The following is a 24,709-nucleotide window of genomic DNA, read 5'->3' on the forward strand; positions in this document are numbered from 1 at the left end:
TTAGCGAAACCAAAAGCCTCGGCGCGCATTCTTACAGTTCCACTGTTCGAATCGTTGCTTGATGAGGTGTTAAATTGGAAAGAGCTTTCGGAAGGATCGCGAACACGGTTGCCACTCTCACAGGTCATCCGTTTACCTTTCTCCTCTGCGTGCTTGTGGTGGTCATCTGGGGGGCAACCGGGCCACTCTTCCATTTTTCCGACACGTGGCAATTGATCATCAATACCGGAACGACCATCGTGACGTTCCTGATGGTGTTCCTGATCCAGAACACGCAGAATCGCGACGGCGCGGCGATCCAGGCGAAGCTCGACGAGCTTATCCGCGTGAGCGAGGCGCACAACAGCTTTATCGGGATCGAGCACCTGCCCGTCTCGGAGGTGGAAGAGTTCCGCCGCAAATGCGAGGACGCGGCGAAAATCTTCCGTGAGGCGAGGCTATAGCTCGCCTTACTTCCTGTACTTGCGATGCACCGGCTTATGCTGCGGCGCGGGCGTATCCGCGGCCTGTGCCACATTCTGCCCGGCGCTCTGCGTCGCGTTTACGGCATTGGCAGTGTCCTGTCCGACGCCGCGAATGGTATTGGCGCAGGCCGAAAGGGTGAAGAGCGTGACGGCGAGGGTCGCAATTGTCATGGTCGTTTTCATCGAATCCATCCCATTTTCAAAAAATGTACGCCGGATGAACGTCGGTACCGCTTGAAATGTTCCAATAGCGAATCGGAACCTTTGCCGCACTCCTTATAAGCTATTGGGAACGAAGGGCCTTTTCCGCGCGTTTCGATTCCGGAACCAGTCGGGGAGACATATGATGGCCGGAAAGTCGATTTGGCGAAGCTATAGTTACGCGTGGATAACGCTTGGGTTCTTCATCGTCACGATCGCCGGACATTGGCTGTTCGGCTGGTTCGCCTTCGTGAATGAGCAGCACAGCCATGGCGAGCCGGCGACGTTCGGCCCGTTTTTCGTTGAGATGATGCGCGATACGCTGGAGAACTGGCAGTCGGAGTTCCTGCAACTGCTCTGGCAGGTCGGAGGCCTGGCCTTCCTGCTCTTCCTGGGCTCACCGCAATCGAAAGAGGGCAATGACCGCCTGGAAGCCAAGGTGGACGAGCTGCTCAGGCATCTCGACCCCAAGCGCGGCGAAGCCATTATCAAGGAAATCGACGAGCGCTATTCAGGGCGGCATACAGACAGCCCGCATGCGCACCGGTGAGGTTTATCCTTCCTCGTCGAGCTCAGGATAATGACGGAAGAGGCCGGTCTCGTTGAAGGCCAGCCGCCGCCCCGAAGCGAGATAGCGCTTGATGTTCGGGCGCTCTCTCACCGCGTCATGAATCCCCGCGAGAACAGGATATTGGCTGGCAGAGTCTTTCATGGCGCGGGGAAAGGCATAGCGCAGACCTTCGATCACCTGAAAGAGCGATAGGTCTACATAGCTCAGCCGGTCGCCGACGATGTGCTTGCTGCCCTGAGGGTTCTGCTGCGCCACGCGCTCGAAATAGCCCAGGAATTTCGGCAGGCGCTCTCTCAGGAACTGGATGGAATACGCCTTGGCCGCGTCCTTCTGGTCTTCGTAATAGAGCGAAACCGCGATTGGATGATGGGTGTTGTGAATCTCGGCGAGGAAATCGGTGATCGTCAGCTGCAGCCCGTTTGCAAAATAGCGCAGCGTCTCGTCCTCTGGAACAAGGCCAAGCTTCGGTCCGAGATATAAAAGGATGTTCGCCACATGCGAGACGATCACATCCCCGTCCTTCAGGAAGGGCGGGGCGAAGGGAGGCTCAACATTGCTTTTCATGATCTTCATCATCGCCGCAGTGCCTCCCGGCTCGCGGGCGAAGTCGACATAGTCAGATCCGGCCTCCTCCAGTGCCAACCGGATAAACTCGCCGCGGCCCTGCAGACCGTCCCAATAATAAAGCTGGTATGCCATGCGAGACCTCCATGCGATCAGCCGGCCTGTCAGGCGTGAACGCCGGCGTCGACTGCGTTGAGATAATCGAGAACGTCCTGCCCGCGTCCGCTGCGCACGAGCTCTCTCGCTGTCCGTCCCGAAAAGCCTGGCAGCGGCTGGGATCGATACCAGGCATAGGCCATGAACAAGGAGCCGAAGCGGGGCCTGACCGTCTTCACGATTTCGATCATCTTGCTTTCAACGAGCGCCATCTCGATCATCCCCGGAGCGCTGCCTTGGATAAAGCGATCATAGCGCCTGACAACGTGATGGCCAAGGCGTGATTGCGAGTTCTACCGCAGCGCCTTCCCCTCCTTGTTGAAAAGATGCAGCTTGGCCGGATCGGCTGTCAGGCGCACCTTGTCGCCGCGCTTGAAAGGCTGGGTGCCCGGGAGTTTGGCGATCAGCGGCTCGCTGCCATGGTCGACATCGATATAAAGGAGCGTGACTTCGCCCAGCGCCTCGATGATTCCAATCGTGCCTTCGATGATGAAGGTCCCCCCGTTGGCGACGCTCAGATCCTCGGGCCGTACGCCGAAATGGACGCTTGCGCCTTTTTCGGATTCCGGCGTGGGGATATCGAGCGTCACACTGACGCCTTGCGGCAGCGAGACGGTGGTCTTCGCGCCAGTGGCCGTGATGGTCGCAGGGATGATGTTCATCGCGGGAGAGCCGATGAATTGGGCGACGAACAGGTTTGCGGGCCGCTCGTAGAGTTCGAGCGGCGGGCCGGCCTGCTCAATGCGCCCGCTCGAGAGGACCACGATGCGATCGGCCAGCGTCATCGCCTCCACTTGATCATGCGTCACATAGATCATGGTGGTATCAGGCATCGACTCGTTCAGTTTGGCGATCTCGATGCGGGTTGCGGCGCGTAGCGCGGCGTCGAGGTTTGACAGAGGCTCATCGAACAGGAACACTTTCGGGTCGCGGCAGATGGCCCGGCCGATGGCGACGCGCTGGCGCTGGCCGCCGGAAAGCGCTTTCGGCAGGCGGTCGAGATATGGGGTCAGCTGCAGGATCTCCGCAGCGGACCGCACGCGCCGGTCGATCTCCGCCTTCGATTCCTTGGCGATGCGCATGCCGAAGGCCATGTTGTCGTAGACCGACATATGCGGATAAAGCGCATAGGACTGAAACACCATGGCGATGCCGCGCTTCGATGGCGGTACGTCGTTGACGACCTCGCCGCCGATCTCCAGCGTGCCATCAGAGATAGTCTCGAGCCCGGCGATCATTCGCAAAAGGGTCGACTTGCCGCATCCGGACGGGCCGACGAAGACGACGAATTCGCCTTGCTCGATTTCAAGGTCGATCCCGTGGATCACCTTGTGCGTACCGTAGGACTTTTCGATATTTTTCAGCTTTACGGTTGTCATGCGCCGTTCCCTTGGCTGTTTTGCCGCCCGTCTGTCATCCGCCCTTCACCGATCCGGCCAGAAGGCCGCGCACCAGAAAACGCTGGAGCGTGAAGAAGACGATCAGCGGAACGATGATGGTGATAAAGGCCGCGGCGGTGAGAATTTCCCAATTGCTGCCGCGCGATCCCAGGAGATTGACGAGACGCCCGGTCAGCACCAGCTGGTCATTGCCCGAGCCCAGGAAGACGAGGGCGACGAGCAGATCGTTCCAGGTCCACAGAAACTGGAAAATCGCGAAGGAGGCGAGCGCGGGGAAGGAGAGGGGCAGCACGATCTTGACGAAGATCTCGAAATCGCTGGCGCCGTCGACGCGCGCCGATTCAATCACTTCCCGCGGCAAGCCCGCCATATAGTTCCGCAACAGATAGATGGCGAGCGGGAGGCCGAAGCCCGTATGCGCAAGCCAGATGCCGAGATAGCCTTTAGACGAAAGGCCAAGCGCGGCGCCGATATCATTATACAACCGCAAGAGCGGAATCAGCGACATCTGCAAGGGAACGACGAGCAGCCCCACCACCAGCGCAATGAGAAGCGCGCGCCCGGGAAACCTCATCCACGCCAGCGCATAGGCCGCGAACGCGGCGATGAGAATGGGAATGACGGTGGAAGGGATCGCGACCGTCAGCGAGTTCAGGAACGAGCGGCCAAGCCCCTCGGCAGAAAGCACCTCGCGGTAATTGTCGAGGGTGAACTGCGGCGGCACCGAACGGGTGTAAAAGATGCGCTCGCCACGGTTTCCCTCCATACGCTCAGGGGAGGAAATGATGAAATCGCCGTTCTCCTCCACGGTCAGCGAGACACCCTCGTCGAGCGGCGCGGTCTCGCCTGCCTTGAATTCGTCGGGCGCCTGAACGGTGTCGCCAAAGGCCGAAACGGTGCCTTTGCCTCCGTCGAAGACGTTGCCGCGAATGACGTAGCGGCCATTTTCCTCCACCTGCGTTTCCGGAGAAGGCGCGCGGTAGACGGCATTTTCCTGTGACGGACTGAGAGCCGTCCACCAGCCGGAAACCGCGATCTGCTCTCTGTCGCGGATGGAGGAGATGAGGAGGCCCGCCGTCGGCAGCGTCCATAAAAGGACGATGGCGAGAACCGTGAGATGAACGGCGAGGGTGAGAGGCGAGCGCCGGCTCGAGGTGATCATGTCAGCGTCCCTCCATCTCTTTGGCCGCGTTGCGGATGTTCCAGATCATGATCGGCACCACGAGCACCATGATGACAATGGCGATGGCAGCGCCGCGCCCGAAATCGCCGCCGCCCCGGAACATCCAGTCGAACATCAGATTGGCGAGCACCTGCGTGTCCCATTGGCCATTGGTCATTGCCAGCACGATATCGAAGACCTTGAGGACGAGGATGGTGATGGTGGTCCACACCACGGCGATGGTGCCCCAGATCTGCGGCACCATGATCTTGAAGAAAATCTGCAGGGAATTCGCGCCGTCGATGACCGCGGCCTCGATGGTTTCCTCGGGAATACCGCGCAGCGCCGCCGCGAGGATGACCATGGCAAAGCCGGTCTGGACCCAGATGAGGATGACCATGAGGAAGATGTTGTTCCAGAAGGGCAGCGTGATCCAGGCTTCGGGCATCCCGCCGAAATAAGTGACGACCGCGTTGAGAAGGCCGATCTGCTCCGCGCCTTCCGGGCGGTAATCATAGACGAATTTCCAGATCACCGAGGCGCCGACGAAGGAGATCGCCATCGGCATGAAGATCAGCGACCGGGCGATGTTGCCCCACCATATCCGGTCGGTCAGCGCGGCGATGATGAGGCCCAGAAAGGTCGCGGCGGTGGGGACGATCAGAAGCCAGAGGAAATTGTTCAGGATCGATTGGCGGAATTCGCCGTCCCTGATCATCCACTGGTAATTGGCGAGGCCGACGAATTCCTGGCCATTTTTGCCATGGAAGCTGAGCCAGACCGATTCGATGACGGGATAGATGAGGTAGAGGCCAAGCGCGAGAAGGGCCGGACCGAGGAACAGCCAGGGCCGCACCATATTGGCGATGCGCAGGTTCCGCACCGCGTTTTTGCCGCCACGGCCCTTGGATGGAAATATCCGGTCGAGAATCCAGTTGCTGGCGAAGAAATAGAGGGCGCAACCGGCAACCCCGGCTGCCATGGTGATCAGAGCGAAAAGAAGCTGCTGCATTCGGGTTCCTGCCTTGCCGGATTGAGCGCCCTCCTTCCCCCTTGCGGGGAAGGTGCCCGCGTAGCGGGCGGATGGGGGTGGTAAAGGCAGCTCGCCATGACCTCATAGCTCGCAAATGACGCCACCACCCCCACCCGGCCCTTCGGGCCACCCTCCCCGCAAGGGGGAGGGGAGGCGCTCCCTACTTGATCGCGTCCCAGGAGGACTGCACGTCCTTGGCTGCATCCTCAGCGGATTCGCCGCCGACGAAGTCGATCATGGCTTTCCAGAACGCGCCAGCGCCAATCTTGCCGGGCATCAGGTCGGACCCATCGAAGCGGACGGTGGTCGCATCGAGCAGGATCTGCCCCTGTTTTTTCAGGGTTTCGTTGGCATAGGCGTCAGGATTCACAGCCTTATAGGGCGTGAGGAAGCCGGATTGCGCCATCCAGATTTCGTGGGCAATCGGCGTTTCCAGGAAGTCGATGAAGGCGCGAGCGGCGGGGCTGTCCTTGGTGATCATGGCCAGCGTGCCGGCACTGAGGACCGGCTTGCCGAGCTCCGGCTTGCTGGCATAGGGCGGGAAATAGAAGAAATCAGCATCCTGGCCGAGTTTCACATCCTTCGGGAAGAAGGACGAGATGAACTGCGCCTGGTGCTCGAGATAGCATTGCGGCGGCAGCGTGAAGAGGCCCTTCGCGCCTTCGCGGAAATCCGTCGTGACGACGCCGGTTGGGCCGCCCGCGGCGAATTTCGGATTCTTGGCGAACCAGCCGAATTCATTGATAGCGTTGACCACGGCCGGGTCGGTGAAGGGGATCTCGTTCGTCACCCATTTATCATAGGTTTCCGGCGAGGCGGTGCGCAGCATCAGGTCTTCGACCCAGTCGGTCGCCGGCCAGCCCGTGGCGCCGCCGGAGCCGAGCGCGATGCACCAGGGCGTTCCGCCATCGGCGGCGATCTTCTCGGTGAGTGCCTTCAGTTCCTCCATGGTCTTGGGAACTTCATAGCCCGCATCCTCGAAATTCTCCGGCGAGTACCAGACCAGCGACTTCAGATCCGCCTTGTAGGGAAAAGCGTAGAACTGTTCCTTGCCGTCCTTCCCCTTATACATGCCGAGCTTCACCCAGGAATCGCCAGCGGCATAATTGTCCTTGACGAATTTCTCCGTCTCGTCGCCGAGCGGGGTGAGAAAGCCCTTGGACGCGAGATCGGCGATGAGGCCGGGCTGCGGCAGGATGGCGACATTGGGCGGGCTGCCCGCCTGTGTGTCGATGACGATCTGCTGCTCGTAATTTTCCGATGAGGAGTAATTGAGCTTCGCACCGGTCGCCTCCTCGAAATAGGCGGCGACGGACTTGAACAGCGTCTCGTCCTCCCCACGCCATGGGCCGAACACCGTCAGGGTCTGGCCCTTCAGGTCGTGACCGGCCTTAAACTCCTCATAGCTCTTCCAGTTGAAGCGCTGGTCCTCGCCGGGCTTGAATTTGAGGTCTGCCGCGTGAGCCGAAACAGCGGTCATCAGAGCCGCCGCGATTCCCCAGAGAATTGTTCTTCGCATCGAATGTCCTCCCTCTTCGATCCACAAGATTAAGGACATATTGTCCGCAACCGCAAGTCAATGCAACGGCCAAAGAATGGTTCCCAAGCGAAGCCAACATTTTGCGGCGTTGCAAAAATCTGTAACGTTACAGATTCCAGAGCAGCGCATGTGCAGAAAATTGCGCTGAAAAAATTATCTAATAATTTCAACATATAATGGGAAAATAGCGTTAGAAACGCCTTTCAAAGCTATTTCGGCTCTTGCATGTGCGGCTGTTTTGAATACGATGATCTGAAACGTTTCAGATTTTGGGAGGAACATCGGATGCGTTATGGTCTGATTGCGGCTTTGTCCGCTTCGGTTGCATTTTCCAGCATTTCGCTTGCGCAGGCCGCCGACCTCGAGGTCACCCATTGGTGGACCTCGGGCGGTGAAGCCGCTGCCGTCAAGGTGCTGGCGGAAGAGTTCAACAAGCTCGGCGGCGACAAATGGGTGGATGGTGCGCTGGCCGGCAGCGGCAGCGGCGCGCGCCCGATCATTGTCAGCCGTATCCTCGGCGGCAATCCGATGGGCGCCACGCAGCTGAACCATGGGCGTCAGGCGGAGGAACTGGTGCAGGCGGGGCTGATGACCGACCTGACCGAGCTTGCGGAAAAGGAAGGCTGGAGGAATTTCATCCGTCCCGCGAGCCTGCTCGACTCCTGCACGTTCGAGGGCAAGCTGTATTGCGTGCCGCTCAACATCCATTCCTGGGACTGGATGTGGACCAACCCGGAGGCGTTCAAACAGGCGGGCGTCGAAGCTCCGAAGAATTGGGCGGAATTCGTCGCCGCTGCGCCGAAGCTGAAGGAAAAAGGCATCGTCCCGCTGGCCACCGGCGATGGCTGGCAGGTGAGCGGCATGTTCAACGTGATGACAGCCTCGCTTGGCGGCAAGGATCTTTATTTGAAGGTCAACAAGGACAGGGATAGCGAAGCCTTGCGCGGGCCGGAATTCAAAAAAGTCTTCCAGGCGCTCGCCGATGCGCGTTCCTTTGCCGATCCCGGTTATGTCGGCCGCTCCTGGAACGAGGCGACCAACATGGTGATGACCGGCAAGGCCGGCGGCCAGATCATGGGCGACTGGGCGCAGGGCGAGTTCACCGCGGCCGGCAAGGTCGCGGGCAAGGATTATGACTGCCTGCCGGGGCTAGGCACCCATCCCGTGGTGGAGTCGGGCGGCGATGCCATCTATTTCCCCAAGAACACGGACCCTGAAGTCACCAAGGCACAGCTGAAGCTCGCCAGCATGCTTGTGTCGAAGCAGACGCAGGTCGCCTTCAATCTCGCCAAGGGATCGATCCCGATCCGCGGCGACGTGGACCTCGATACCGCCAGCTCCTGCATGAAGAAGGGCATCGAGCTTCTCAAAAACCCCGATCACATCATTCCCTCAGCCGACCAGCTGCGCGCGCCCGATACGCAGGGCCAGATCGAAGGCCTGATGGCGGAGTTCTTCTCCAATCCCGACATGAGCGTCGATGAGATGCAGGAGCGCTTTGCGGAGATTATGGAAGCGGCGCATTGAGCACCGCCGCCTAAACCCTCCCCGCAAGGGGGAGGGAAGGGCGCGAGCCATCCGCCCGCAGGGCGGTTGGCGGAGGGTAATTGAGCTGTGTGGGACATCCTCACACATTTGGATTTCGCAGGAAACACCATCCATGCCCGGAAAGCCCCCACGCTTTTTCCGCAACCTGAACGCCAAGGTCGCCGCGCTGCCGATGATTGCGACGGTGCTCGTGGTCTTTATCGGCTGCACGCTATGGACCGTGGTTTATTCCTTCACGTCCTCGCGCTCGCTGCCGATGCTGAATTTCGTCGGTTTCGACCAGTATACGCGGCTGTTCGGCGCGTCGCGCTGGGAAGTTTCGATCAAGAATCTTGCCATCTACGGCATCCTGTCGCTGATTTTCTCCCTCGTCATCGGTTTCCTCCTCGCCGCGTTCATGGATCAGAAGATCCGCTTCGAGAACGCCTTCCGCACCATCTTCCTTTATCCCTTCGCGCTGTCACACATCGTCACCGGCCTCGTCTGGCAATGGATATTGAACCCGCTCGGCATCGAGAAGGTTGTGCGGGACTTAGGCTTCGAAAGCTTCAGCTTCGCGCTTCTCTCCAATCGCAGCCTTGCGATCTACGCCATCGTCATCGCCGGCCTGTGGCAGGGGACGGGTCTCGTTATGGCGCTGATGCTGGCGGGGTTGCGCAATATCGATGAGGAAATCTGGAAGGCGGCGCGGGTCGATGGCATCCCGACCTGGAAGACCTATGTCTTCGTCATCCTGCCGATGATGCGCCCGGTCTTCGTCACCACGCTGGTGCTGATCGCGACCGGCATCGTCAAGCTCTACGATCTCGTCGTCGCCATGACCAATGGCGGGCCGGGCATCTCGACGGAGGTTCCGGCGAAATATGTCTACGATTTCATGTTCGGTTGGGCCAATCTCGGCCAGGGGCTCGCCGCCTCGACCGTCATGCTCACCACCGTGCTCATCATCCTCGTTCCCTGGGCGATGATCGAATTCGGCGGCAAGAAAGGGGAGAGGGGCTGATGGCGAATGTGGCAATGGCCGAGGGCTCGGCGCGCTCCCATGCGGAGCCTTGGGGCGCGCGGCCGAAACGGATGTTCTCGCCCCGGACCATCATGGTCTATGGCGTCCTGATCGTGTCGGCGCTCTATTATCTGCTGCCGCTCTATATCATGGTGATGACGTCGCTGAAGGGCATGCCGGAGATACGCCTCGGCAATATCTTCGCCCCGCCGGTCGAAGTCACCTTCGAGCCTTGGGTGAAGGCGTGGAGCCAGGCCTGCACCGGGCTTTATTGCGAGGGCATCCGCACCGGCTTCTGGAACTCGGTGAAGATCACCATCCCGAGCGTGCTGATCTCCATCCTCATCGCCTCGGTGAATGGCTACGCGCTCTCCAACTGGAAGTTTAGGGGATCGGAAGTCTTCTTCACCATCCTGCTTTTCGGCGCGTTTATTCCCTATCAGGTGATGCTCTATCCGCTCGTCATCATCACGCGCGAGCTCGGCATTTTCGGCACGCTCGCCGGGGTCGTCGTCATCCACACCATCTTCGGCATGCCGATCCTGACGCTGCTCTTCCGCAATTATTTCGCAGCGCTGCCGCCGGAACTCTTCAAGGCCGCGCGCGTGGACGGAGCGGGCTTCTGGCGCATCTTCCTGCAGATCATGCTGCCGATGTCGCTGCCGATCTTCGTCGTGGCGATCATCATTCAGGTGACCGGCATCTGGAACGACTTCCTCTTCGGCGTGATCTTCGCGGGCACGCAGAATTTCCCGATGACGGTGCAGCTCAACAACGTCGTGAACTCGGTTCAGGGCGTCAAGGAATACAATGTCAACATGGCCGCGACGATCCTCACGGGCGCGGTGCCGCTCCTCATCTATTTCTTCTCCGGGCGCTATTTCGTCCGGGGCATTGCGGCGGGAGCGGTGAAGGGATGATGCTGATGAAGACCGATACACACGCAGACACGAGCGTTTCGATCAGAGATCTGTCGCTGAATTTCGGCACGGTCAATGTGCTGAAAAAGCTCGATCTCGACATCCGCGAGGGCGAATTCCTCGTGCTGCTCGGGCCATCCGGCTGCGGCAAGTCTACGCTTTTGAACTGCATTGCCGGGCTCCTGGACATTTCCGAGGGGCAGATCTTCATCAAGGGCAAGAACGTCACCTGGGAAGAGCCGAAGGACCGCGGCATCGGCATGGTGTTCCAGTCCTATGCGCTTTATCCGCAAATGACGGTTGAGAAGAACCTGTCCTTCGGCCTGCGCGTCGCGGGCGTGCCGAAGGACGAGATAAAGGAGCGCATCGCCCGCGCCACCGAAATTCTGCAGATCGAGCCGTTCCTGCAGCGCAAGCCCTCCGCGCTCTCCGGCGGTCAGCGGCAGCGCGTGGCGATCGGACGCGCGCTGGTGCGCGATGTGGATGTCTTTTTGTTTGACGAGCCGCTGTCGAACCTCGACGCGAAACTGCGCTCCGAACTGCGCGTCGAGATCAAGCGCCTGCATCACAAGCTCGGCAATACCATGATCTATGTCACCCACGACCAGATCGAGGCGCTGACCTTGGCCGACCGCATCGCCGTCATGAAGGGCGGGGTTGTGCAGCAGCTGGACGACCCGCTGACGATCTACAACAAGCCGCGCAATCTTTTCGTCGCAGGCTTCATCGGCTCGCCCTCGATGAATTTTATCTCCGGCGCGCTTGGGCAGAAGGACGGTAGGCCGGTCTTCCGGTCGGACGCACTTGAAATCCCGCTCGACGGCTATGAGCCAGGCGAGGCGCTGACGCCGGGGCGCGAGGTCGTGCTGGGCGTGCGGCCCGAGCATATCCGCATTGGCGGGGAGGGGGACGGTCACGACGCAACCGTCGATCTCGAGGAGCCGATGGGCGCGGATAGTCTCGTCTGGCTGAAAGCATCAGGCAAGCCGCTCTCCGTGCGCGTGGAATCCGGCAAGCGCTACCGCGCGGGCGATCAGGTCAAGCTGCATTTCAATGCAGGGATGGCTTCGCTGTTCGATGCGCGGACTGAGGAGCGGGTTTAGGCGGATTGTGTTTTGATGGCATCGCGAGGCGCCCCCCTCTGTCCTGCCGGACATCTCCCCCGCAAGGGGGGAGATTGGCTGACACGGCTATCACCGTCCATTCTGCATCGCTCGCGATTGGTGTTGCGCGTCCATGACGGCGTAATCTCCCCCCTTGCGGGGGAGATGTCCGGCAGGACAGAGGGGGGCGCTGTCCYGCCGACCCATTCATTTAAAAAGAATCCAGCATCGTGAACATCCCCACCCACCCAAGCCCCGAACACACCATCGACCTCGCAGGCAACTGGCGGCTGCGCGATGCAAGGGGCCGTCATGACCTCTCCATGGCAGTGCCGGGCGACGCCATATCCGCGCTGCATAAGGCAGGAGCGATTCCCGATCCCTATTTCGGCCGCAATGAATATGGTCTGCGCTGGATTGCCGAAGAGGACTGGCGGATCAGCCGCACATTCGAAATACCCGCAAATGCGCCGCTCGATGGCTGGGTGCTCGATCTCAACTATCTCGATACGGTCGCCGAAATCAGCATCAACGGCAAAACCGTGCTGGAGGCGGCGAACAGTTTCCGGCGGTTTCGCGTCGATGTTTCCCATGCGCTGCAGCCGGGCGAGAACCGCATTGAGATCCTTTTCCGCTCCAATGTCCGGGCCGGGCAGGCGCTGCAGGAGGCGCAGCCTTTCTATGTGCCTTATCATGCGAGCAATTCACCGATCCCGAACGGCAATATGCTGCGCAAGGTCCAGTGCCATTTCGGTTGGGACTGGAACATCGCCATCGCGCCCTTCGGTCTTTACGGGCATATCGAACTCACACGAGCCGAGAATATCCACATCGCGCGGGTTCTGGTTCACCAGCATCATGAGGGTGGGGCTGTCCGCCTCGACGTGGAAATCGACATGGAAGCCCGGCGCGGGGAGACCGTGCCATACGCGATTCACTTCGATGGGCAGGTCCTGTCCGGTGAGGTGACCGTTTCCCCCGGCACTAACCGTCTCACGGAAATCGTTCATATCGATGCACCGAAGCTCTGGTGGCCGGCGGGCAGCGGCGAGCAGCCGCTCCATCGGCTCGATATCCACATCGGGAACGCTACCCAAACCCGCCGCATCGGCCTGCGCCAGATCGAATTGGTGACGGAGCCGGATGAGGCGGGCAACCGCTTCCTTTTCCGTGTCAACGGGCGGGAAATCTTCTGCCGGGGCGCGAACTGGATTCCGCAGGACGCGCTGCCCTCGCGCATAAATCCCGAGGCGACCCGCGATCTCCTCCAATCCGCCGTCGACGCCAACATGAATATGATCCGCGTCTGGGGCGGCGGCTTCTACGAGCCGGACTGGTTCTACGATCTCTGCGACGAGCTCGGGCTGATGGTCTGGCAGGACTTCATGTTCGCCTGCAATCTTTACCCCTCGACGCCGGATTTCCTAACGGAAGTGGACGCGGAAGTGCGCTATCAGGCGGCGCGGCTGTCGCACCACGCCTGCATCGCCCTCTGGTGCGGTGACAATGAGCTCATCGGCGCGCTTAACTGGTTCGAGGAATCGCGTGATAACCGTGATCGTTATCTCGTCAGCTATGACCGGCTCAACCGCGCCATCGAGCGCGCGCTGAAGGAGACGGTGCGGGACGCCGATTGGTGGCCGTCGAGCCCTTCGCCGGGGCCGATGAGCTTCGGCGATGCCTGGCATGACGATTCCTCCGGCGACATGCATTTCTGGAGCGTCTGGCACGAGGGGAAATCTTTTCACGAATACCGGAACGTCAATCCGCGTTTCTGCTCGGAATTCGGTTTTCAGTCCTTCCCTTCGATGTCCGTGATCCGGACATTCGCGGGAGCGCAGGAGATGAACATCGCCTCGCCTGTTATGGAGGCGCATCAGAAGAATGCGGGCGGCAATGCGCGCATCGCCGAGACGATGTTTCGCTATTTCCGCTTCCCCGATGGATTCGAGAATTTCGTCTATTTGAGCCAGATCCAGCAGGGGCTGGCGATCCGCACGGCTGTCGAATATTGGCGCTCGCTGAAGCCCCATTGCATGGGCGCGCTTTACTGGCAATTGAACGACACCTGGCCCGTGGCTTCCTGGTCGAGCCTTGATTATGGCGGGGGCTGGAAGGTGCTGCATTATATGGCGCGGCGCTTCTTTGCGCCGGTGGCGGTGAGTGCGATTCCCGATAGGAGCGGGGCGGACGTCGTCTTCTATGCCGTTAACGACACGTCGCAGCCGGTCGATCTCGGCCTGGAAATCCTCGCGCTCGACATGGCCGGCAAGGTCACACCCTTGCAGCGCGCGCAGGCAACCGTGCCGCCCGACCGCGCGGTGGACATTGCCCGTGTCGCGCTCGATGAGATTCACGAAGGCGCGATCCTTTGCTACCGCTGGTCCGCATCGGATGGCGGTGCGGGCTTGGATCATTTCACGCCGGTTCCCTATAAGGCGCTCGCGCTCGAAAACCCCGGCATCAATATCTCCGTGACGCCCACCGGCGAAGGGCTGTCGATCTCTCTCGAAGCCTCGAGACTGGCGCTGTTCGTGACGCTGGAATGCGAGGCACGGGGCCGATTTTCTGATAATGCGCTGACGCTCTACCCCGGACAGGGCGCGAGCCTCACTTTCACCGCCAGCCCGGAAGAGGCGGCGAAGGCCGCCGCCACATTGCTGGTGCGCGATCTCTATTCGAGCTCCCGAAATCCATCTCATCCAGAAGGACGTGACAAATGACGGAATTTTCCTATCAGCTTTATAGCTCGCGCAATTTCCCGCTGGGCGAAACCTTGTCGATGCTCGCCAAGGCCGGTTATCGCAATGTCGAGGGCTATGGCGGGGTTTACACCGATCTCGCCGGTCTCAAGAAAAGCCTTGATGAAAACGGCCTTGCCATGCCGACCGGCCATTTCGGCATCGACATGCTGGAAAACGAGACGGACCGCGCGCTCGAAATCGCCGGGACGCTCGGCATGAAGGCGATCTATTGCCCGTATCTGCTGCCGGATCTCCGCCCCGTTGACGCTGCGGGCTGGAGCGCCTTCGGCGAACGGCTGCAGAAAGCCGGAGAGCCCTTCCGCAAGGCGGGCTATATTTTCGGCTGGCACAATCATGAATTCGAGTTCCTGCCGCTTGCGGACGGCTCCGTGCCGCAGCAGCGCATCTTCGAAGCCGCACCGGACCTTTCCTGGGAGGCGGATATCGCCTGGATCATTCGCGGCGGCGCGAACGCTCTCGAATGGATCGCCGCCTATGGCGACCGGATCACGGCTGCCCATGTCAAGGATATCGCCCCGGCGGGCGAGAACACGGATGAGGATGGCTGGGCCGATGTCGGCCACGGCACCGTCGACTGGGCCGGCATCATGAAGGTGCTGCACAAGACCCCTGTGCAATATCTCGTCATGGAACACGACAATCCCAGCGACGCCACGCGCTTTGCCACCCGCTCGCTCGAGACGGCCAAGCGCCTTTGGGCGGCGCCTCACTGAACCGGCAAAGGAGCGGTCCAGGATAAGGCCGCTTCATAATTCTGAAATCTGGAGACTTAAATGCGAAAGACCCTCGGTGTCGGCATTATCGGCTGCGGTAATATCTCGACCACCTATCTGAAACTGGCGCCGCTGTTCAAGCGCATCGAGATGCGCGCCTGCGCCGACGCCAACCCCGCTGCCGCGCAGTTGCGGGCAGAGGAATTCGGCATCAAGGCGCAGAGTGTCGATGAGCTGCTCGCGAATGACGAGATCGACATTATCGTCAACCTCACCATCCCCGATGCGCACTACGCGGTGACGAAGCGGATTCTCGAGGCCGGCAAGCACGCCTATTCGGAAAAACCGCTGGTGCTGTCGCTGGAACAGGGGCTGGAGCTCAAGAAGCTCGCCGACGAGAAGGGCCTGAAGGTCGGCTGTGCGCCCGACACCTTCCTCGGCGGCGCGCACCAGCTTGCCCGCAAGGCGATCGACGAGGGCAAGGCCGGCACGATCACGTCGGGCACCTGTCATGTCATGAGCCACGGCATGGAGCATTGGCACCCCAATCCCGACTTCTTCTTCAAGCCCGGCGGTGGCCCGATCCTCGATCTCGGGCCTTATTACATCGCTAATCTCGTCAACCTGCTCGGCCCCGTGAAGCGCGTGGCGGCGGTCACGTCCATGGGGACGCCGACCCGCACCATCTCCTCCGAGCCGCGCAAGGGGGAGACGATTACGGTCGAGACACCGACCACCATCCATGCGATCCTTGAATTCGTTGAAGGCGCGACGGTCACGCTCTCGGCGAGCTGGGATGTCTGGGCGCATCGCCACGGCAATATGGAGCTTTACGGCACCGATGGCTCGCTCTACCTGCCCGACCCGAACTTCTTCGGCGGCGACGTGTTGTTCGTCGGCTCGGATAAGGCGGAACCGACACCTCTCGAAGTATGGGAGCATCCGTTCGGCGTCGCCAATCAGGAGCATCCGCAAGGCGCGATGGCGAACTACCGCACGGCAGGCCTCGCCGACATGGCCGCAGCCATCGTCGAGGGCCGCGACATGCGCTGCTCGCTCGAGCGCGCGCTGCATGGCGTGGACGTGATGCTCTCGATCCTGCGCTCCGGCGAGGAAAAGCGCTTCGTCGAGGTCGAGACGACCTGCACCCGGCCCGAAGCGTTGGGGATCGAAGAGGCGAAGGCGCTGCTGCAGTAATGAAAGCTGGGGACGCATCGGGCGATGCCGGTGCGTCCCTTCATACCTCTTCAGTACGCTCAATCCCAATAATCAGCTTCCGCAATAGCCCGGCCAGCGTCTCACGTTCCCCTGGGGCAAGCGCCTGCAAAAACCGCGATTCGCTGGCCATATCCGCGCGGAAGGCCTTTTCTGCGAGCGCCGCACCTTCTTCTGTAAGAACCACCTCGACGCTGCGTCCATCACTCGGTGATTTCTCGCGCCGGATCAGCGCCGCCTTTTCCAGCCGGTCGAGCCGGTGGGTGAGGCCGCCGGAGGAAATCATCAGCGACGAATACATCTCCGTCGGAGTCAGGCGATAGGGCGGGCCGGAGCGCCGCAGGGTCGAGATCACATCGAATTCGCCGCGGTCGAGCCCCAATCCGGCGAAAGTTTCCTCGATGCTGGGCCGCACAAGGTTCGTCAACCGCAAGGCGCGGCCCAAAATCGCCATCGGCTCGGTATCGAGGTCAGGCAATTCCCGCGCCCATTGCCGCCGGAGCCGGTCGACATGGTCTTCTCCGGCGCGCTTCCCATTCTCATCGGTTTCGTTCGTCATTCTGTCCTCAATAGTCAGCGGGCGGACCATATAGAAAGCCGCAGCGTTCGCAAAGATATCTCGGTGTGAAGATATTTATCTTGACGTGAAGATAATCATATGAAATATCTTCACGTGAAGATAGTCTGAAGTCGAGGAGAGCGACCGCTATGTACAGGACGCTACGCAATAAGCAGCCGCAGCACGGCGACAGCCGCACGGTCCGCTTCGAGGGGCGTGAACTGGGAGGGCCGGTCTCGTTTTTCCTCATCGACGCCGCGCCGGGCAGGGGATCGGCGCTCCATGTCCACCCCTATCAGGAGACATGGATGGTGCGGGAAGGCGAGGCGGAATTCACCGTGGGCGGGGACAAAACCCGTGCCCATGCGGGGGATATCGTCGTCGCGGCGGCCAATGTTCCGCATCGTTTCGAGAATGTCGGCATCGGGCGCTTGGAAATGATCTGTATTCATCCCAGCGACACGATCAGGCAGGAAAACCTGTAATTGAACTTAACCTAGGGAGCCAAGGAGAGCCCAATGTCAAAGATGATTTTCGTTAATCTGCCGGTGAAGGATCTCGCCGCTGCAACCCGCTTCTATGAGGCGATCGGCTGCACGAAGAACCCGCAATTCAGCGATGAGAAAGCATCGTCGATGATGTGGTCCGATACCATCATCTTCATGCTGTTGAAGGAGGAGTTTTTCGCGACTTTCACCACCAAGCCTATTGCCGATGCCCATGAGGCGACGGGTGTGCTGATCGCGCTTTCATGCGACAGCCGCGAGGCGGTGGACCGCATCACCGAAGCCGCGGCTGACGCCGGAGGCAAGGCCGACCCGCGCGCGCCGCAGGATCTGGGCTTCATGTATGGGCGTTCCTTCGAGGATCTCGACGGCCATGTCTTCGAGCCGGTGTGGATGGACATGAGTGCGGCCCCCGCTGCAGGCGAGTAAACATCGGCTCGGCTCCGCGCGCTATTTCGTCAGCTCCCGGTAGATCGCCGGGAGCGCCGAGGGCAGGCGGGTGATCTTGCCGACGATGGCGTAGCCGCCGTGGCCGAAGAGGGTGGGGAAATAGTTTTGCGCCTGCGCATCGATGGTGACGCCGAAGACGGCAATGCCTGCCCGCCGTGCTTCGGCCACTGCGCGGCGCGTGTCCTCGATGCCGAACCGGCCTTCATAATGATCGACATCGTTCGGCTTGCCGTCCGTCAGCACGATCAGCAGGCGTTTGCGGTTTGCTTGCGCGGCGAGCCCCGCCGTCGCGTGGCGCAGGGCCGCGCCGATGCGGGTGTAATAGCCGGGCTTCAGCGCCTCGATGCGCCGCTCGATGCGGGCGCTCATCGGCTCGCCGAAATCCTTCACCGTCTCGACCCGCACCCATGAGCGGCGGCGCGAGGTGAAGGTGAGGATGGAACTGTTGTCACCGCAGGCGGCAAGCCCGTGTGCTAGCGTCATGAGCGCTTCCTTCTCCACGTCGAGCACGCGGTGGCCGTCCACCCAGGCGTCGGTCGAAAGCGACACATCGACGAGCAGCGTCACCGCCAGATCATGCCGCAAGGGCCGGCTCATCTGATGGACGCGGTCGGAACCGGCGCCGCCGGCGCGGATTTCGCTCAAATGACGCACCAGCGCATCCATGTCGATTTCCTCGCCATCGGTTTGCGCCCGCAAGCTCTCGCGGCGGGGCCGCAGCGCCTCGAACTGCCGCCGTACGCGGGCGATGCGCCGCATGGCCGCCGGGTCGGGTGACCATGTTTCTCCTTCCTCGCTTGCCGGCGAGGCGAGGACGCGGCAATGGGCGGGGAGATAGGCTTTGCGCGTATAGTCCCACTCGGGATAGGTCAAAAGGCCGGTAAGAATAGCCGTGTCCACTGCCTCGGGCGGCAGATCGAGATCGAATTTCAGCCGCGCGGCGGGCCTGCTCTGATGACGGCGGGAGATGGTCAGATCCTCGATATCGTCGGCGGCCTTCCGCGCATTCTCATCCTCGTCATCGTCGGACGGGCGGTTGACATTCACCATTTCGGCCAGACTCAGCATCTTTTCGAAACGGTTGAGCACGAAGGGATCGCGCCTTTGCGCCTGATCGTCCTCGCGGCGATGCGCAAGCCGCTTGCGCATATCCACGACCGGGGCAAGCCTGCTGGCCTCCGCCGGCTCATCGCCTTCCGCCGCTGCCTCTGGCGGGCGGTGCGCGACATCGGTCCAGAGCGGCACGGGCAGGAAGGGCTGGTAGCCGAACGGCGCGGAAAGCCGTCCGGCGCGCAGGGCCTCGGAGAGGTCATCAAGGCCGGGCGTATCCTCGCCCCGCAGAAGGCCGGTCACGATGCGCTCGATTTCATTTTCCAAATCAGGCAATTTGCGCTCCGGCCGCGCGGCGGCGAGCGCCGAGGCAAGCGCGCGATAGCAGGGAACAAGGCCCGGACAGGCGGCGATCACGCGGGCAACGGTGTCCCGCGCGGTCAGAAGCGCCGTCACATCGCGCGAGAGCGGATCGGTGTGGCCGCTCGTCGCCGGCGGCACATGGGCGGCGTAGGCGGCCAGCCAGAAATAAGCGAGCCGGTTCAGCCTTTGGGAGGGGAAAAGATCGATCCGCGCGGGCAGGAACAGCGTGCTGGAATCGCGGCGCGGCTGCTCCAGCCGTTCCTCGGTCATGCCGATGCGCTGGCGAAAATTCAGCCGATGGCGAAACGACCGCGCCGCGCTGGCTGCAAGCTGCACCCCCGCCTCGCCGCCCACGCCGCGAAAGAAGACGGCCAGCGGGCCGCGCATCTCTTCCAGCGCTACGCCATGTTCCAGATGGCGCGGATAACTCGCCGCATCGCCTACCAGACGGTGCCAGGCACGGCCGACGGTTTCTTCCAGTTCGAGGAAATCAAGCATGAATATCTCTATGGATGGACACGTTGGCGGAACCGGCCCCCCTCTGTCCTGCCGGACATCTCCCACCCCTCCGGTCGTCATCCTCGGGCTTGACCCGAGGATCCACGGCTGAGGGGCACTGACACTTCAACCGTGTCAACGGGTTCCAGCTAGTAGTGGTGGCCAATATCAGTCGTGATCATTTTACGATCCCGTTGCGAATGATAGTACCATTTCCGCCCCCTTGCCGTGGATCCTCGGGTCAAGCCCGAGGATGACGACCGGAGGGATGGGGGAGATGTCCGGCAGGACAGGGGGTGGCCTCGCACCAACGCTTCCCTCACCCCACCACCGCCCGCGCAATCTCGCTCAGTGCCTCGCGCACATCCGCTTCATCCGTCAGCGGCTCGATCATTGCGGCGCGGATGGCTTCCGCCATGTCCAGCCCGGCGGCTGCCAAGGTGGCGCAGTAGACGATGAGGCGGGTGGAGACGCCTTCTTCCAGATCTTGCCCCTTCAATGCACGTAAACGCCCCGCCAGCCGTACCAAGGGGTACACCTTCTCTTCCGCCAATCCGCCCTCGGCGGCGACGACAGCCACTTCCTGCTCAGGCGGCAGGAAGCTAAACTCGATGGCGATGAAGCGCTGGCGGGTGGAGGGCTTGAGCGCTTTTAACAGGTTCTGGTAGCCGGGATTGTAGGAGACGACGAGCATGAAGCTGTCAGGCGCGCGGATTTCCTCGCCCGTGCGCTCCAGCGGCAGGATGCGGCGGTCGTCGGTGAGGGGGTGGAGCACCACCGCCACATCCTTGCGCGCCTCCACCACCTCATCGAGATAGCAGATGGCGCCCTCCCGCACCGCTCGGGTCAGCGGCCCGTCCAACCATGCCGTCTCGCCGCCCTTCAGGAGATAGCGGCCGGTCAGGTCGGCGGCGGTCAGATCGTCATGGCAGGAGACGGTGGTGAGGTTCAGCCCCAGCCGCGCCGCCATATGGGCGACGAAGCGGGTCTTGCCGCAGCCGGTCGGGCCTTTGAGCAGCACGGGCAGGTTCCGCCGCCATGCATGCTCGAAGAGCGTACATTCATTGCCGGCGGGGACGTAATACGGAATGTCGGGCATGGGACTGTTCATATCCGACTCCTATTCCGCCGCTTGCAGGGCCGGGGTCTGGCGCGTGGCCGAAGCCTTGCCCGGCACGAGCAGCGCCCACAGGAACATCAGCACCGAGACGAGCACCGCCACGCCGGAGCCGAGCCTGATCCAGTAGAACAGCGCGAGCTGGTCCTGCACATCCATGTAGCTCTCGCCCAGCACGCGCTGGAGATGCACCTGCACGACACCGGCGAAGGTGAGTGCGAAGGTCATCACCATCATCGCGGTACACATGATCCAGCAGCTTGCCATGGACAGCCATTGGTTATAGGGCGCGCGGCCTTTCAGCTCCGGCCAGGCATAGGCCATGACGGCGAGGTTGAGCATCACATAGGCGCCGAAGAAGGCCAGATGCCCATGAGCGGCGGTCACCTGCGTGCCGTGGGTGTAGTAATTGACCGACGAAAGCGTGTGCAGGAAGCCCCAGACGCCCGCGCCGAGGAAGGCCATAATCGAGCAGCCGACCGACCAGAGCAGCGCGGCCCGGTTGGGATGGCGGCGTCCGGCCTTCCAGGTCGTGGTCACGGCGAAGACGACCATGGCGAAGAAGGGCGCGACCTCAAGCGTCGAGAACAGCGAGCCGATCCACTGCCAGTAACCGGGGGCACCGATCCAGTAATAATGATGGCCGGTGCCGAGAATGCCGGAGAACAGCGCCAGCCCGATGATGACATAGAGCCACTTTTCCACCACCTCGCGATCGACGCCGTTCAGTTTGATGATGAGGAAGGCGAGGATGGACGCCATGATCAGTTCCCACACGCCCTCGACCCAGAGATGGATGACATACCACCAGTACATCTTGTCGAGCGCGAGATTGGCCGGATTGTAGAAGGCGAAGAGGAAGAACAGCGCCATGCCCCACAGGCCGAGCAGGAGAATGTTCGTCACCGTGGTCTTGCGGCCTTTGAGTGCCGTCATCGTCACGTTGAAGAGGAACATCAGCGCCACGACGACGATGCCGACCTTGATGGCAAAGGGCTGTTCCAGAAACTCCCGCCCCTCATGGATTCGGAAGAGATAGCCCACCACCGCGACGCCCGCCGCCGCGAAGAACAGCCAGAATTGCAGGATGGCGAGCTTGGGGCTGTAAAGCTCCGTCTCGGTTTCCTCCGGCAGCAGATAATAGGTGGAGCCCATGAAGCCCATCAGCAGCCACACGACCAGCGCATTGGTATGGATCATGCGCACGATGTTGAAGGGCAGGAGTTCGGACAGCGTGTTCGGCAGGACATAGATCGTCCCGGCCAGCACGCCGAACAGGATTTGCGCAAGGAACAGGGTGAGAGCGCCGTAGAAATAGAGCAGCGCGATCCGTTGGGTCTTGTACTTCATGATTATCAGCCCGCGTTGTTGGGAGGCCATTTCTGGGTGTTAATGCGGCTCGTCCATTCGAGGAAATCGGCGAGGTCCGAGACTTCGGCGTCCGTCAGGTGGAACTGCGGCATCTGCCGGCGGCCCTCGACGCGCGAGGGCTGGGAGTCCATCCAGGATTTGAGCATCTCCCGCGCTGCCGCCGGGTCCTTGTCGCCGCCCCAGCGCACCCAGAGATTGCCGAGTTCCGGCGCGAAATAGGCGCCTTCGCCGAGCAGCGTGTGGCAATTGATGCAGGCGTTCCTTTCCCACACATGCTTGCCCCGCGCCACCGAGGCGGTGAGCGTGGTTTTGTCCGTGGAAGTGTTGACCATATAGAAATGGCTATGGGCGGTGAGCCCGACGAAGATGATGAAGAAAAACAGCGAGCCGCCGTAAAAGACGTTTCTCGCTGCCGATTTGGTGAGGCTTTCCGCCATCGCGACCCTCTCCGAGGTGATGAATTGAAGCTCGGGGAAAGTAGCGGGGGAAAGGCCGGCGCTCTTTGTTGGCCGACAAGCTGAGGGGGGAAAGGGGGGCACCTCCCTACGTCAAAAAGCAATTCCATACATACGCCAAAAAGAAACTCCCACCCCCGCCCCGCAGACCAGCGCCAGCCACCACCAGAACAACGTCCGCCACATCCGCGGCACATGTCGCAATTCGAGGAAATCGAGGAGGATGAACCGGGCCTTGGCGATGGCGATGAAAAGGACGGTGGTGTTGGCGGCAAGCGCCGGCCAGCCGGCGAAACCCGTGAGCAGCGTCGCGAGGCTCAAGACGACGAGGACAGCCCAGACACGCGCGAGATCGAACGGCATCAGCGCACCAGATAGATGAGGGGGTACATGACGATCCAGACGAGATCGACCATATGCCAGAAGGCGGCCCCGGTCCGTACATTCTCGACCGCGCCCGAAAAGGCGACGACGCCGAGGATGACGATCCCGAGCAGGACATGCAGGAGGTGGAACCCGGTCATGAGAAAATAGAGGGTGAAGAAATTATCGGTTTCGAGCCCGATACCCGCTTCTAGCTTCGTCGCATATTCGAATAGCTTCACCGCCACGAAGACGAGGCCGAAAAACATCGCGCCCGCAAGAAGCAGCCGCGCCGATGACGCGCACCCGTGTTCCCGCGCGCGGACGGCCCAGGTGGCGAGCCAGCCGCTGGTCAGGAGCACGATCGTGTTGAGGCCGCCGATGGCGGGGTTAAGCCTCGCCCGTCCGGCCGCGAAGATATCGGGATAAGCCGCCCGCGCTATGGAGAAGGCGATGAGCATCGCCCCGAAGGCGACGATCTCGCTGAAGATCAGCACCCACATCATCGGATGGCCGGGCAGCTCCGATAACGCGCCCCATCCGCCTGTTTCCGCCGGGCTTTCCGTCTGCGTCCGTTCGCTCATAGGGGTGTGATAGGTGAGGCAAGCGCGTTCTTCATTGTCACGGCACAAACAGCCCGCATTTGCTTTCGGCGATAATGCTGGCATAGACCAAAGGAGGCGGCGTTATTTCATGAGTGAGGCACAGCTTGGACTGACGGTGGCGGCGCCGCTCATCGCTATCTTCGCGCTCGCGATGCACCGTATGGGCGTCGTCAGCACGACAGGCACGGTGACGGCGGTCATCTGCTCCGTCGCGATTGCGGCCGTTCTGTTCTTCACTCAGTAAGGAGCCGCTCGGGCAGAGGGTCGCCCTTCGCCAGCGCGTCGGCGAAGGTGTGATTGATGTCGCGATGGATCGCTTCGTCCTCGCGCATGGCTTTGATGACGTCCCTCAGACGCGCTTCCGGCTCCAGGTCCCAATAGGCGATGGCGGCGGATGGAGCGGGAATGTCCACCTGCTCGCCTCGTTCGATGCAGCCGAGCAAATGCGAATAACCACGCACCGCCGCTTCCGAAAGATAGCCCGCCAGCCGATGGGCGGTGCGCGGAGAGAGAAGATAGAGCAGGAAGAAGGCGTTGTAGAACGCGCCCTGCGCGAGAACGATCAGCAGCCGTTCTAGAGGGATCGGACGGCGAATCGCGACGAAGACCATCAGATGGGCGCGTTGGTTCTCGGCCTCTTCCATGAAGACCCGGACCCAGCCCCGGTCGTCGATCATCCGGCGCAGGCATTTCAGATGCAGCAATGTCGCCGCCACCATGCCGGGCACAGCGGAGATCGTCTCCAGAACGACGGCATGGCTGCCATAGCGCCGTCCGAAAAGTACGCGTGCGGCGGCGGACATCATACACGAAATTCCCGCTGCCGCCCGGTCGGCGAAGGTCGCCGGTTCGCGGTGGCGGACAAGATCCAGCTTGTTGACATCAAGCATCATGGCACTCCGTTCGGATCAGGCTTTGCAAATCAAAACCTACCCATCCTTTTCTTTGAGTCTTTGCCCGGAGACAAAGAGGAAGGTGGGCGTTGATGCCATGTGTATGCCGAACCCTGCCGGT

Annotated in this window: 25 protein-coding genes and 2 pseudogenes; 12 read left to right on the forward strand and 15 right to left on the reverse strand. The window is 61.3% G+C overall.

Features of this window, described 5'->3' with window-relative positions; translation table 11 throughout:
• Positions 1 to 74 precede the first annotated feature (74 nt).
• Complete coding sequence (locus ACOWVG_RS15425) at positions 75 to 443, forward strand: low affinity iron permease family protein (protein ID WP_420963182.1); 369 nt, start codon at positions 75 to 77, stop codon at positions 441 to 443.
• Between the two features lie 57 nt (positions 444 to 500).
• On the opposite strand, the pseudogene ACOWVG_RS15430 reads toward ACOWVG_RS15425, so the two are convergent.
• Positions 501 to 647 (reverse strand): annotated as a pseudogene (locus tag ACOWVG_RS15430) (entericidin); the annotation flags it as partial.
• A gap of 163 nt (positions 648 to 810) precedes the next feature.
• Here ACOWVG_RS15430 and ACOWVG_RS15435 point away from each other — a divergent pair.
• Positions 811 to 1,215 (forward strand): DUF6766 family protein, encoded by a 405-nt coding sequence (locus ACOWVG_RS15435; RefSeq protein WP_420963183.1) that lies wholly within the window; start codon positions 811 to 813, stop codon positions 1,213 to 1,215.
• A 3-nt stretch (positions 1,216 to 1,218) separates the two neighbouring features.
• Here ACOWVG_RS15435 and ACOWVG_RS15440 read toward each other — a convergent pair whose 3' ends face one another.
• The 6 genes and pseudogenes from ACOWVG_RS15440 to ACOWVG_RS15465 form a co-directional block, all read right to left on the reverse strand.
• On the reverse strand, positions 1,219 to 1,935 hold the full coding sequence (locus ACOWVG_RS15440) for a glutathione S-transferase (protein ID WP_420963185.1): 717 nt from the start codon (positions 1,933 to 1,935) through the stop codon (positions 1,219 to 1,221).
• A gap of 29 nt (positions 1,936 to 1,964) precedes the next feature.
• Positions 1,965 to 2,141, reverse strand: a pseudogene (locus ACOWVG_RS15445) (MbcA/ParS/Xre antitoxin family protein); the annotation flags it as partial.
• Positions 2,142 to 2,249: 108 nt separating this feature from the next.
• Positions 2,250 to 3,335, reverse strand: coding sequence for an ABC transporter ATP-binding protein (locus ACOWVG_RS15450; RefSeq protein WP_420963187.1), 1,086 nt, complete (start codon positions 3,333 to 3,335; stop codon positions 2,250 to 2,252).
• 34 nt (positions 3,336 to 3,369) lie between these two features.
• Positions 3,370 to 4,515, reverse strand: coding sequence for a carbohydrate ABC transporter permease (locus tag ACOWVG_RS15455; RefSeq protein ID WP_420963306.1), 1,146 nt, complete (start codon positions 4,513 to 4,515; stop codon positions 3,370 to 3,372).
• A 4-nt stretch (positions 4,516 to 4,519) separates the two neighbouring features.
• Positions 4,520 to 5,530, reverse strand: coding sequence for a carbohydrate ABC transporter permease (locus ACOWVG_RS15460; RefSeq protein WP_420963188.1), 1,011 nt, complete (start codon positions 5,528 to 5,530; stop codon positions 4,520 to 4,522).
• A gap of 181 nt (positions 5,531 to 5,711) precedes the next feature.
• Positions 5,712 to 7,070: an ABC transporter substrate-binding protein gene (locus tag ACOWVG_RS15465; protein ID WP_420963190.1), complete on the reverse strand. Its 1,359-nt coding sequence runs from the start codon at positions 7,068 to 7,070 to the stop codon at positions 5,712 to 5,714.
• A gap of 306 nt (positions 7,071 to 7,376) precedes the next feature.
• Here ACOWVG_RS15465 and ACOWVG_RS15470 point away from each other — a divergent pair, with 306 nt between their 5' ends.
• The 7 genes from ACOWVG_RS15470 to ACOWVG_RS15500 all read left to right on the forward strand — a co-directional run bounded on the left by ACOWVG_RS15470 (position 7,377) and on the right by ACOWVG_RS15500 (position 16,340).
• Positions 7,377 to 8,618, forward strand: coding sequence for an ABC transporter substrate-binding protein (locus tag ACOWVG_RS15470; protein ID WP_420963191.1), 1,242 nt, complete (start codon positions 7,377 to 7,379; stop codon positions 8,616 to 8,618).
• A gap of 133 nt (positions 8,619 to 8,751) precedes the next feature.
• On the forward strand, positions 8,752 to 9,642 hold the full coding sequence (locus ACOWVG_RS15475) for a carbohydrate ABC transporter permease (RefSeq protein ID WP_420963193.1): 891 nt from the start codon (positions 8,752 to 8,754) through the stop codon (positions 9,640 to 9,642).
• Positions 9,642 to 10,562: a carbohydrate ABC transporter permease gene (locus ACOWVG_RS15480; protein WP_420963195.1), complete on the forward strand. Its 921-nt coding sequence runs from the start codon at positions 9,642 to 9,644 to the stop codon at positions 10,560 to 10,562. The genes ACOWVG_RS15475 and ACOWVG_RS15480 overlap by 1 nt, the downstream gene beginning before the upstream one ends.
• Before the next feature lie 5 nt (positions 10,563 to 10,567).
• Positions 10,568 to 11,665, forward strand: a complete 1,098-nt coding sequence (locus ACOWVG_RS15485) for an ABC transporter ATP-binding protein (RefSeq protein ID WP_420963196.1) — start codon at positions 10,568 to 10,570, stop codon at positions 11,663 to 11,665.
• Between the two features lie 236 nt (positions 11,666 to 11,901).
• Complete coding sequence (locus tag ACOWVG_RS15490) at positions 11,902 to 14,388, forward strand: glycosyl hydrolase 2 galactose-binding domain-containing protein (RefSeq protein ID WP_420963307.1); 2,487 nt, start codon at positions 11,902 to 11,904, stop codon at positions 14,386 to 14,388.
• Complete coding sequence (locus ACOWVG_RS15495) at positions 14,385 to 15,143, forward strand: sugar phosphate isomerase/epimerase family protein (RefSeq protein ID WP_420963197.1); 759 nt, start codon at positions 14,385 to 14,387, stop codon at positions 15,141 to 15,143. Before ACOWVG_RS15490 ends, ACOWVG_RS15495 begins: the two co-directional genes overlap by 4 nt.
• A gap of 60 nt (positions 15,144 to 15,203) precedes the next feature.
• The gene (locus ACOWVG_RS15500; protein WP_420963199.1) at positions 15,204 to 16,340 is read left to right on the forward strand and encodes a Gfo/Idh/MocA family protein; all 1,137 of its coding nucleotides are present in this window, start codon (positions 15,204 to 15,206) and stop codon (positions 16,338 to 16,340) included.
• A gap of 40 nt (positions 16,341 to 16,380) precedes the next feature.
• On the opposite strand, the gene ACOWVG_RS15505 is transcribed toward ACOWVG_RS15500, so the two are convergent.
• Positions 16,381 to 16,917, reverse strand: a complete 537-nt coding sequence (locus tag ACOWVG_RS15505; RefSeq protein WP_420963200.1) for a MarR family winged helix-turn-helix transcriptional regulator — start codon at positions 16,915 to 16,917, stop codon at positions 16,381 to 16,383.
• Between the two features lie 149 nt (positions 16,918 to 17,066).
• Between ACOWVG_RS15505 and ACOWVG_RS15510 the strand changes: the two genes are divergently transcribed.
• Positions 17,067 to 17,402: a cupin domain-containing protein gene (locus ACOWVG_RS15510; protein WP_420963201.1), complete on the forward strand. Its 336-nt coding sequence runs from the start codon at positions 17,067 to 17,069 to the stop codon at positions 17,400 to 17,402.
• A 33-nt stretch (positions 17,403 to 17,435) separates the two neighbouring features.
• The gene (locus tag ACOWVG_RS15515; protein ID WP_420963203.1) at positions 17,436 to 17,852 is read left to right on the forward strand and encodes a VOC family protein; all 417 of its coding nucleotides are present in this window, start codon (positions 17,436 to 17,438) and stop codon (positions 17,850 to 17,852) included.
• 21 nt (positions 17,853 to 17,873) lie between these two features.
• Here ACOWVG_RS15515 and ACOWVG_RS15520 read toward each other — a convergent pair whose 3' ends face one another.
• The 6 genes from ACOWVG_RS15520 to ACOWVG_RS15545 form a co-directional block, all read right to left on the reverse strand.
• Entirely contained in the window at positions 17,874 to 19,784 is a 1,911-nt protein-coding gene (locus tag ACOWVG_RS15520; protein WP_420963205.1) for a nitric oxide reductase activation protein NorD, read from the reverse strand.
• Between the two features lie 319 nt (positions 19,785 to 20,103).
• Positions 20,104 to 20,895, reverse strand: a complete 792-nt coding sequence (locus ACOWVG_RS15525; RefSeq protein ID WP_420963207.1) for a CbbQ/NirQ/NorQ/GpvN family protein — start codon at positions 20,893 to 20,895, stop codon at positions 20,104 to 20,106.
• A gap of 9 nt (positions 20,896 to 20,904) precedes the next feature.
• Positions 20,905 to 22,251, reverse strand: coding sequence for a cbb3-type cytochrome c oxidase subunit I (locus ACOWVG_RS15530; protein ID WP_420963208.1), 1,347 nt, complete (start codon positions 22,249 to 22,251; stop codon positions 20,905 to 20,907).
• A 5-nt stretch (positions 22,252 to 22,256) separates the two neighbouring features.
• Complete coding sequence (locus ACOWVG_RS15535; protein WP_420963210.1) at positions 22,257 to 22,709, reverse strand: c-type cytochrome; 453 nt, start codon at positions 22,707 to 22,709, stop codon at positions 22,257 to 22,259.
• 111 nt (positions 22,710 to 22,820) lie between these two features.
• On the reverse strand, positions 22,821 to 23,090 hold the full coding sequence (locus ACOWVG_RS15540) for a cytochrome C oxidase subunit IV family protein (protein ID WP_420963212.1): 270 nt from the start codon (positions 23,088 to 23,090) through the stop codon (positions 22,821 to 22,823).
• A complete protein-coding gene (locus ACOWVG_RS15545) occupies positions 23,090 to 23,674 on the reverse strand; it encodes a cytochrome c oxidase subunit 3 family protein (RefSeq protein WP_420963213.1) in 585 nt (194 codons plus the stop codon). The genes ACOWVG_RS15540 and ACOWVG_RS15545 overlap by 1 nt, the downstream gene beginning before the upstream one ends.
• A 109-nt stretch (positions 23,675 to 23,783) precedes the next feature.
• Here ACOWVG_RS15545 and ACOWVG_RS15550 point away from each other — a divergent pair, with 109 nt between their 5' ends.
• Positions 23,784 to 23,939 (forward strand): hypothetical protein, encoded by a 156-nt coding sequence (locus tag ACOWVG_RS15550; RefSeq protein ID WP_420963214.1) that lies wholly within the window; start codon positions 23,784 to 23,786, stop codon positions 23,937 to 23,939.
• Here the strand turns inward: ACOWVG_RS15550 and ACOWVG_RS15555 are convergent.
• Positions 23,929 to 24,588 carry an alternative oxidase gene (locus ACOWVG_RS15555; RefSeq protein ID WP_420963215.1) on the reverse strand — a complete coding sequence of 220 codons (660 nt, stop codon included), beginning with the start codon at positions 24,586 to 24,588 and terminating at the stop codon, positions 23,929 to 23,931. The two genes, ACOWVG_RS15550 and ACOWVG_RS15555, sit on opposite strands and share 11 nt — an antisense overlap.
• Positions 24,589 to 24,709 lie beyond the last annotated feature (121 nt).

Source organism: Brucella sp. IR073 (assembly GCF_049065735.1).
Classification (GTDB): Bacteria; Pseudomonadota; Alphaproteobacteria; order Rhizobiales; family Rhizobiaceae; genus Paramesorhizobium.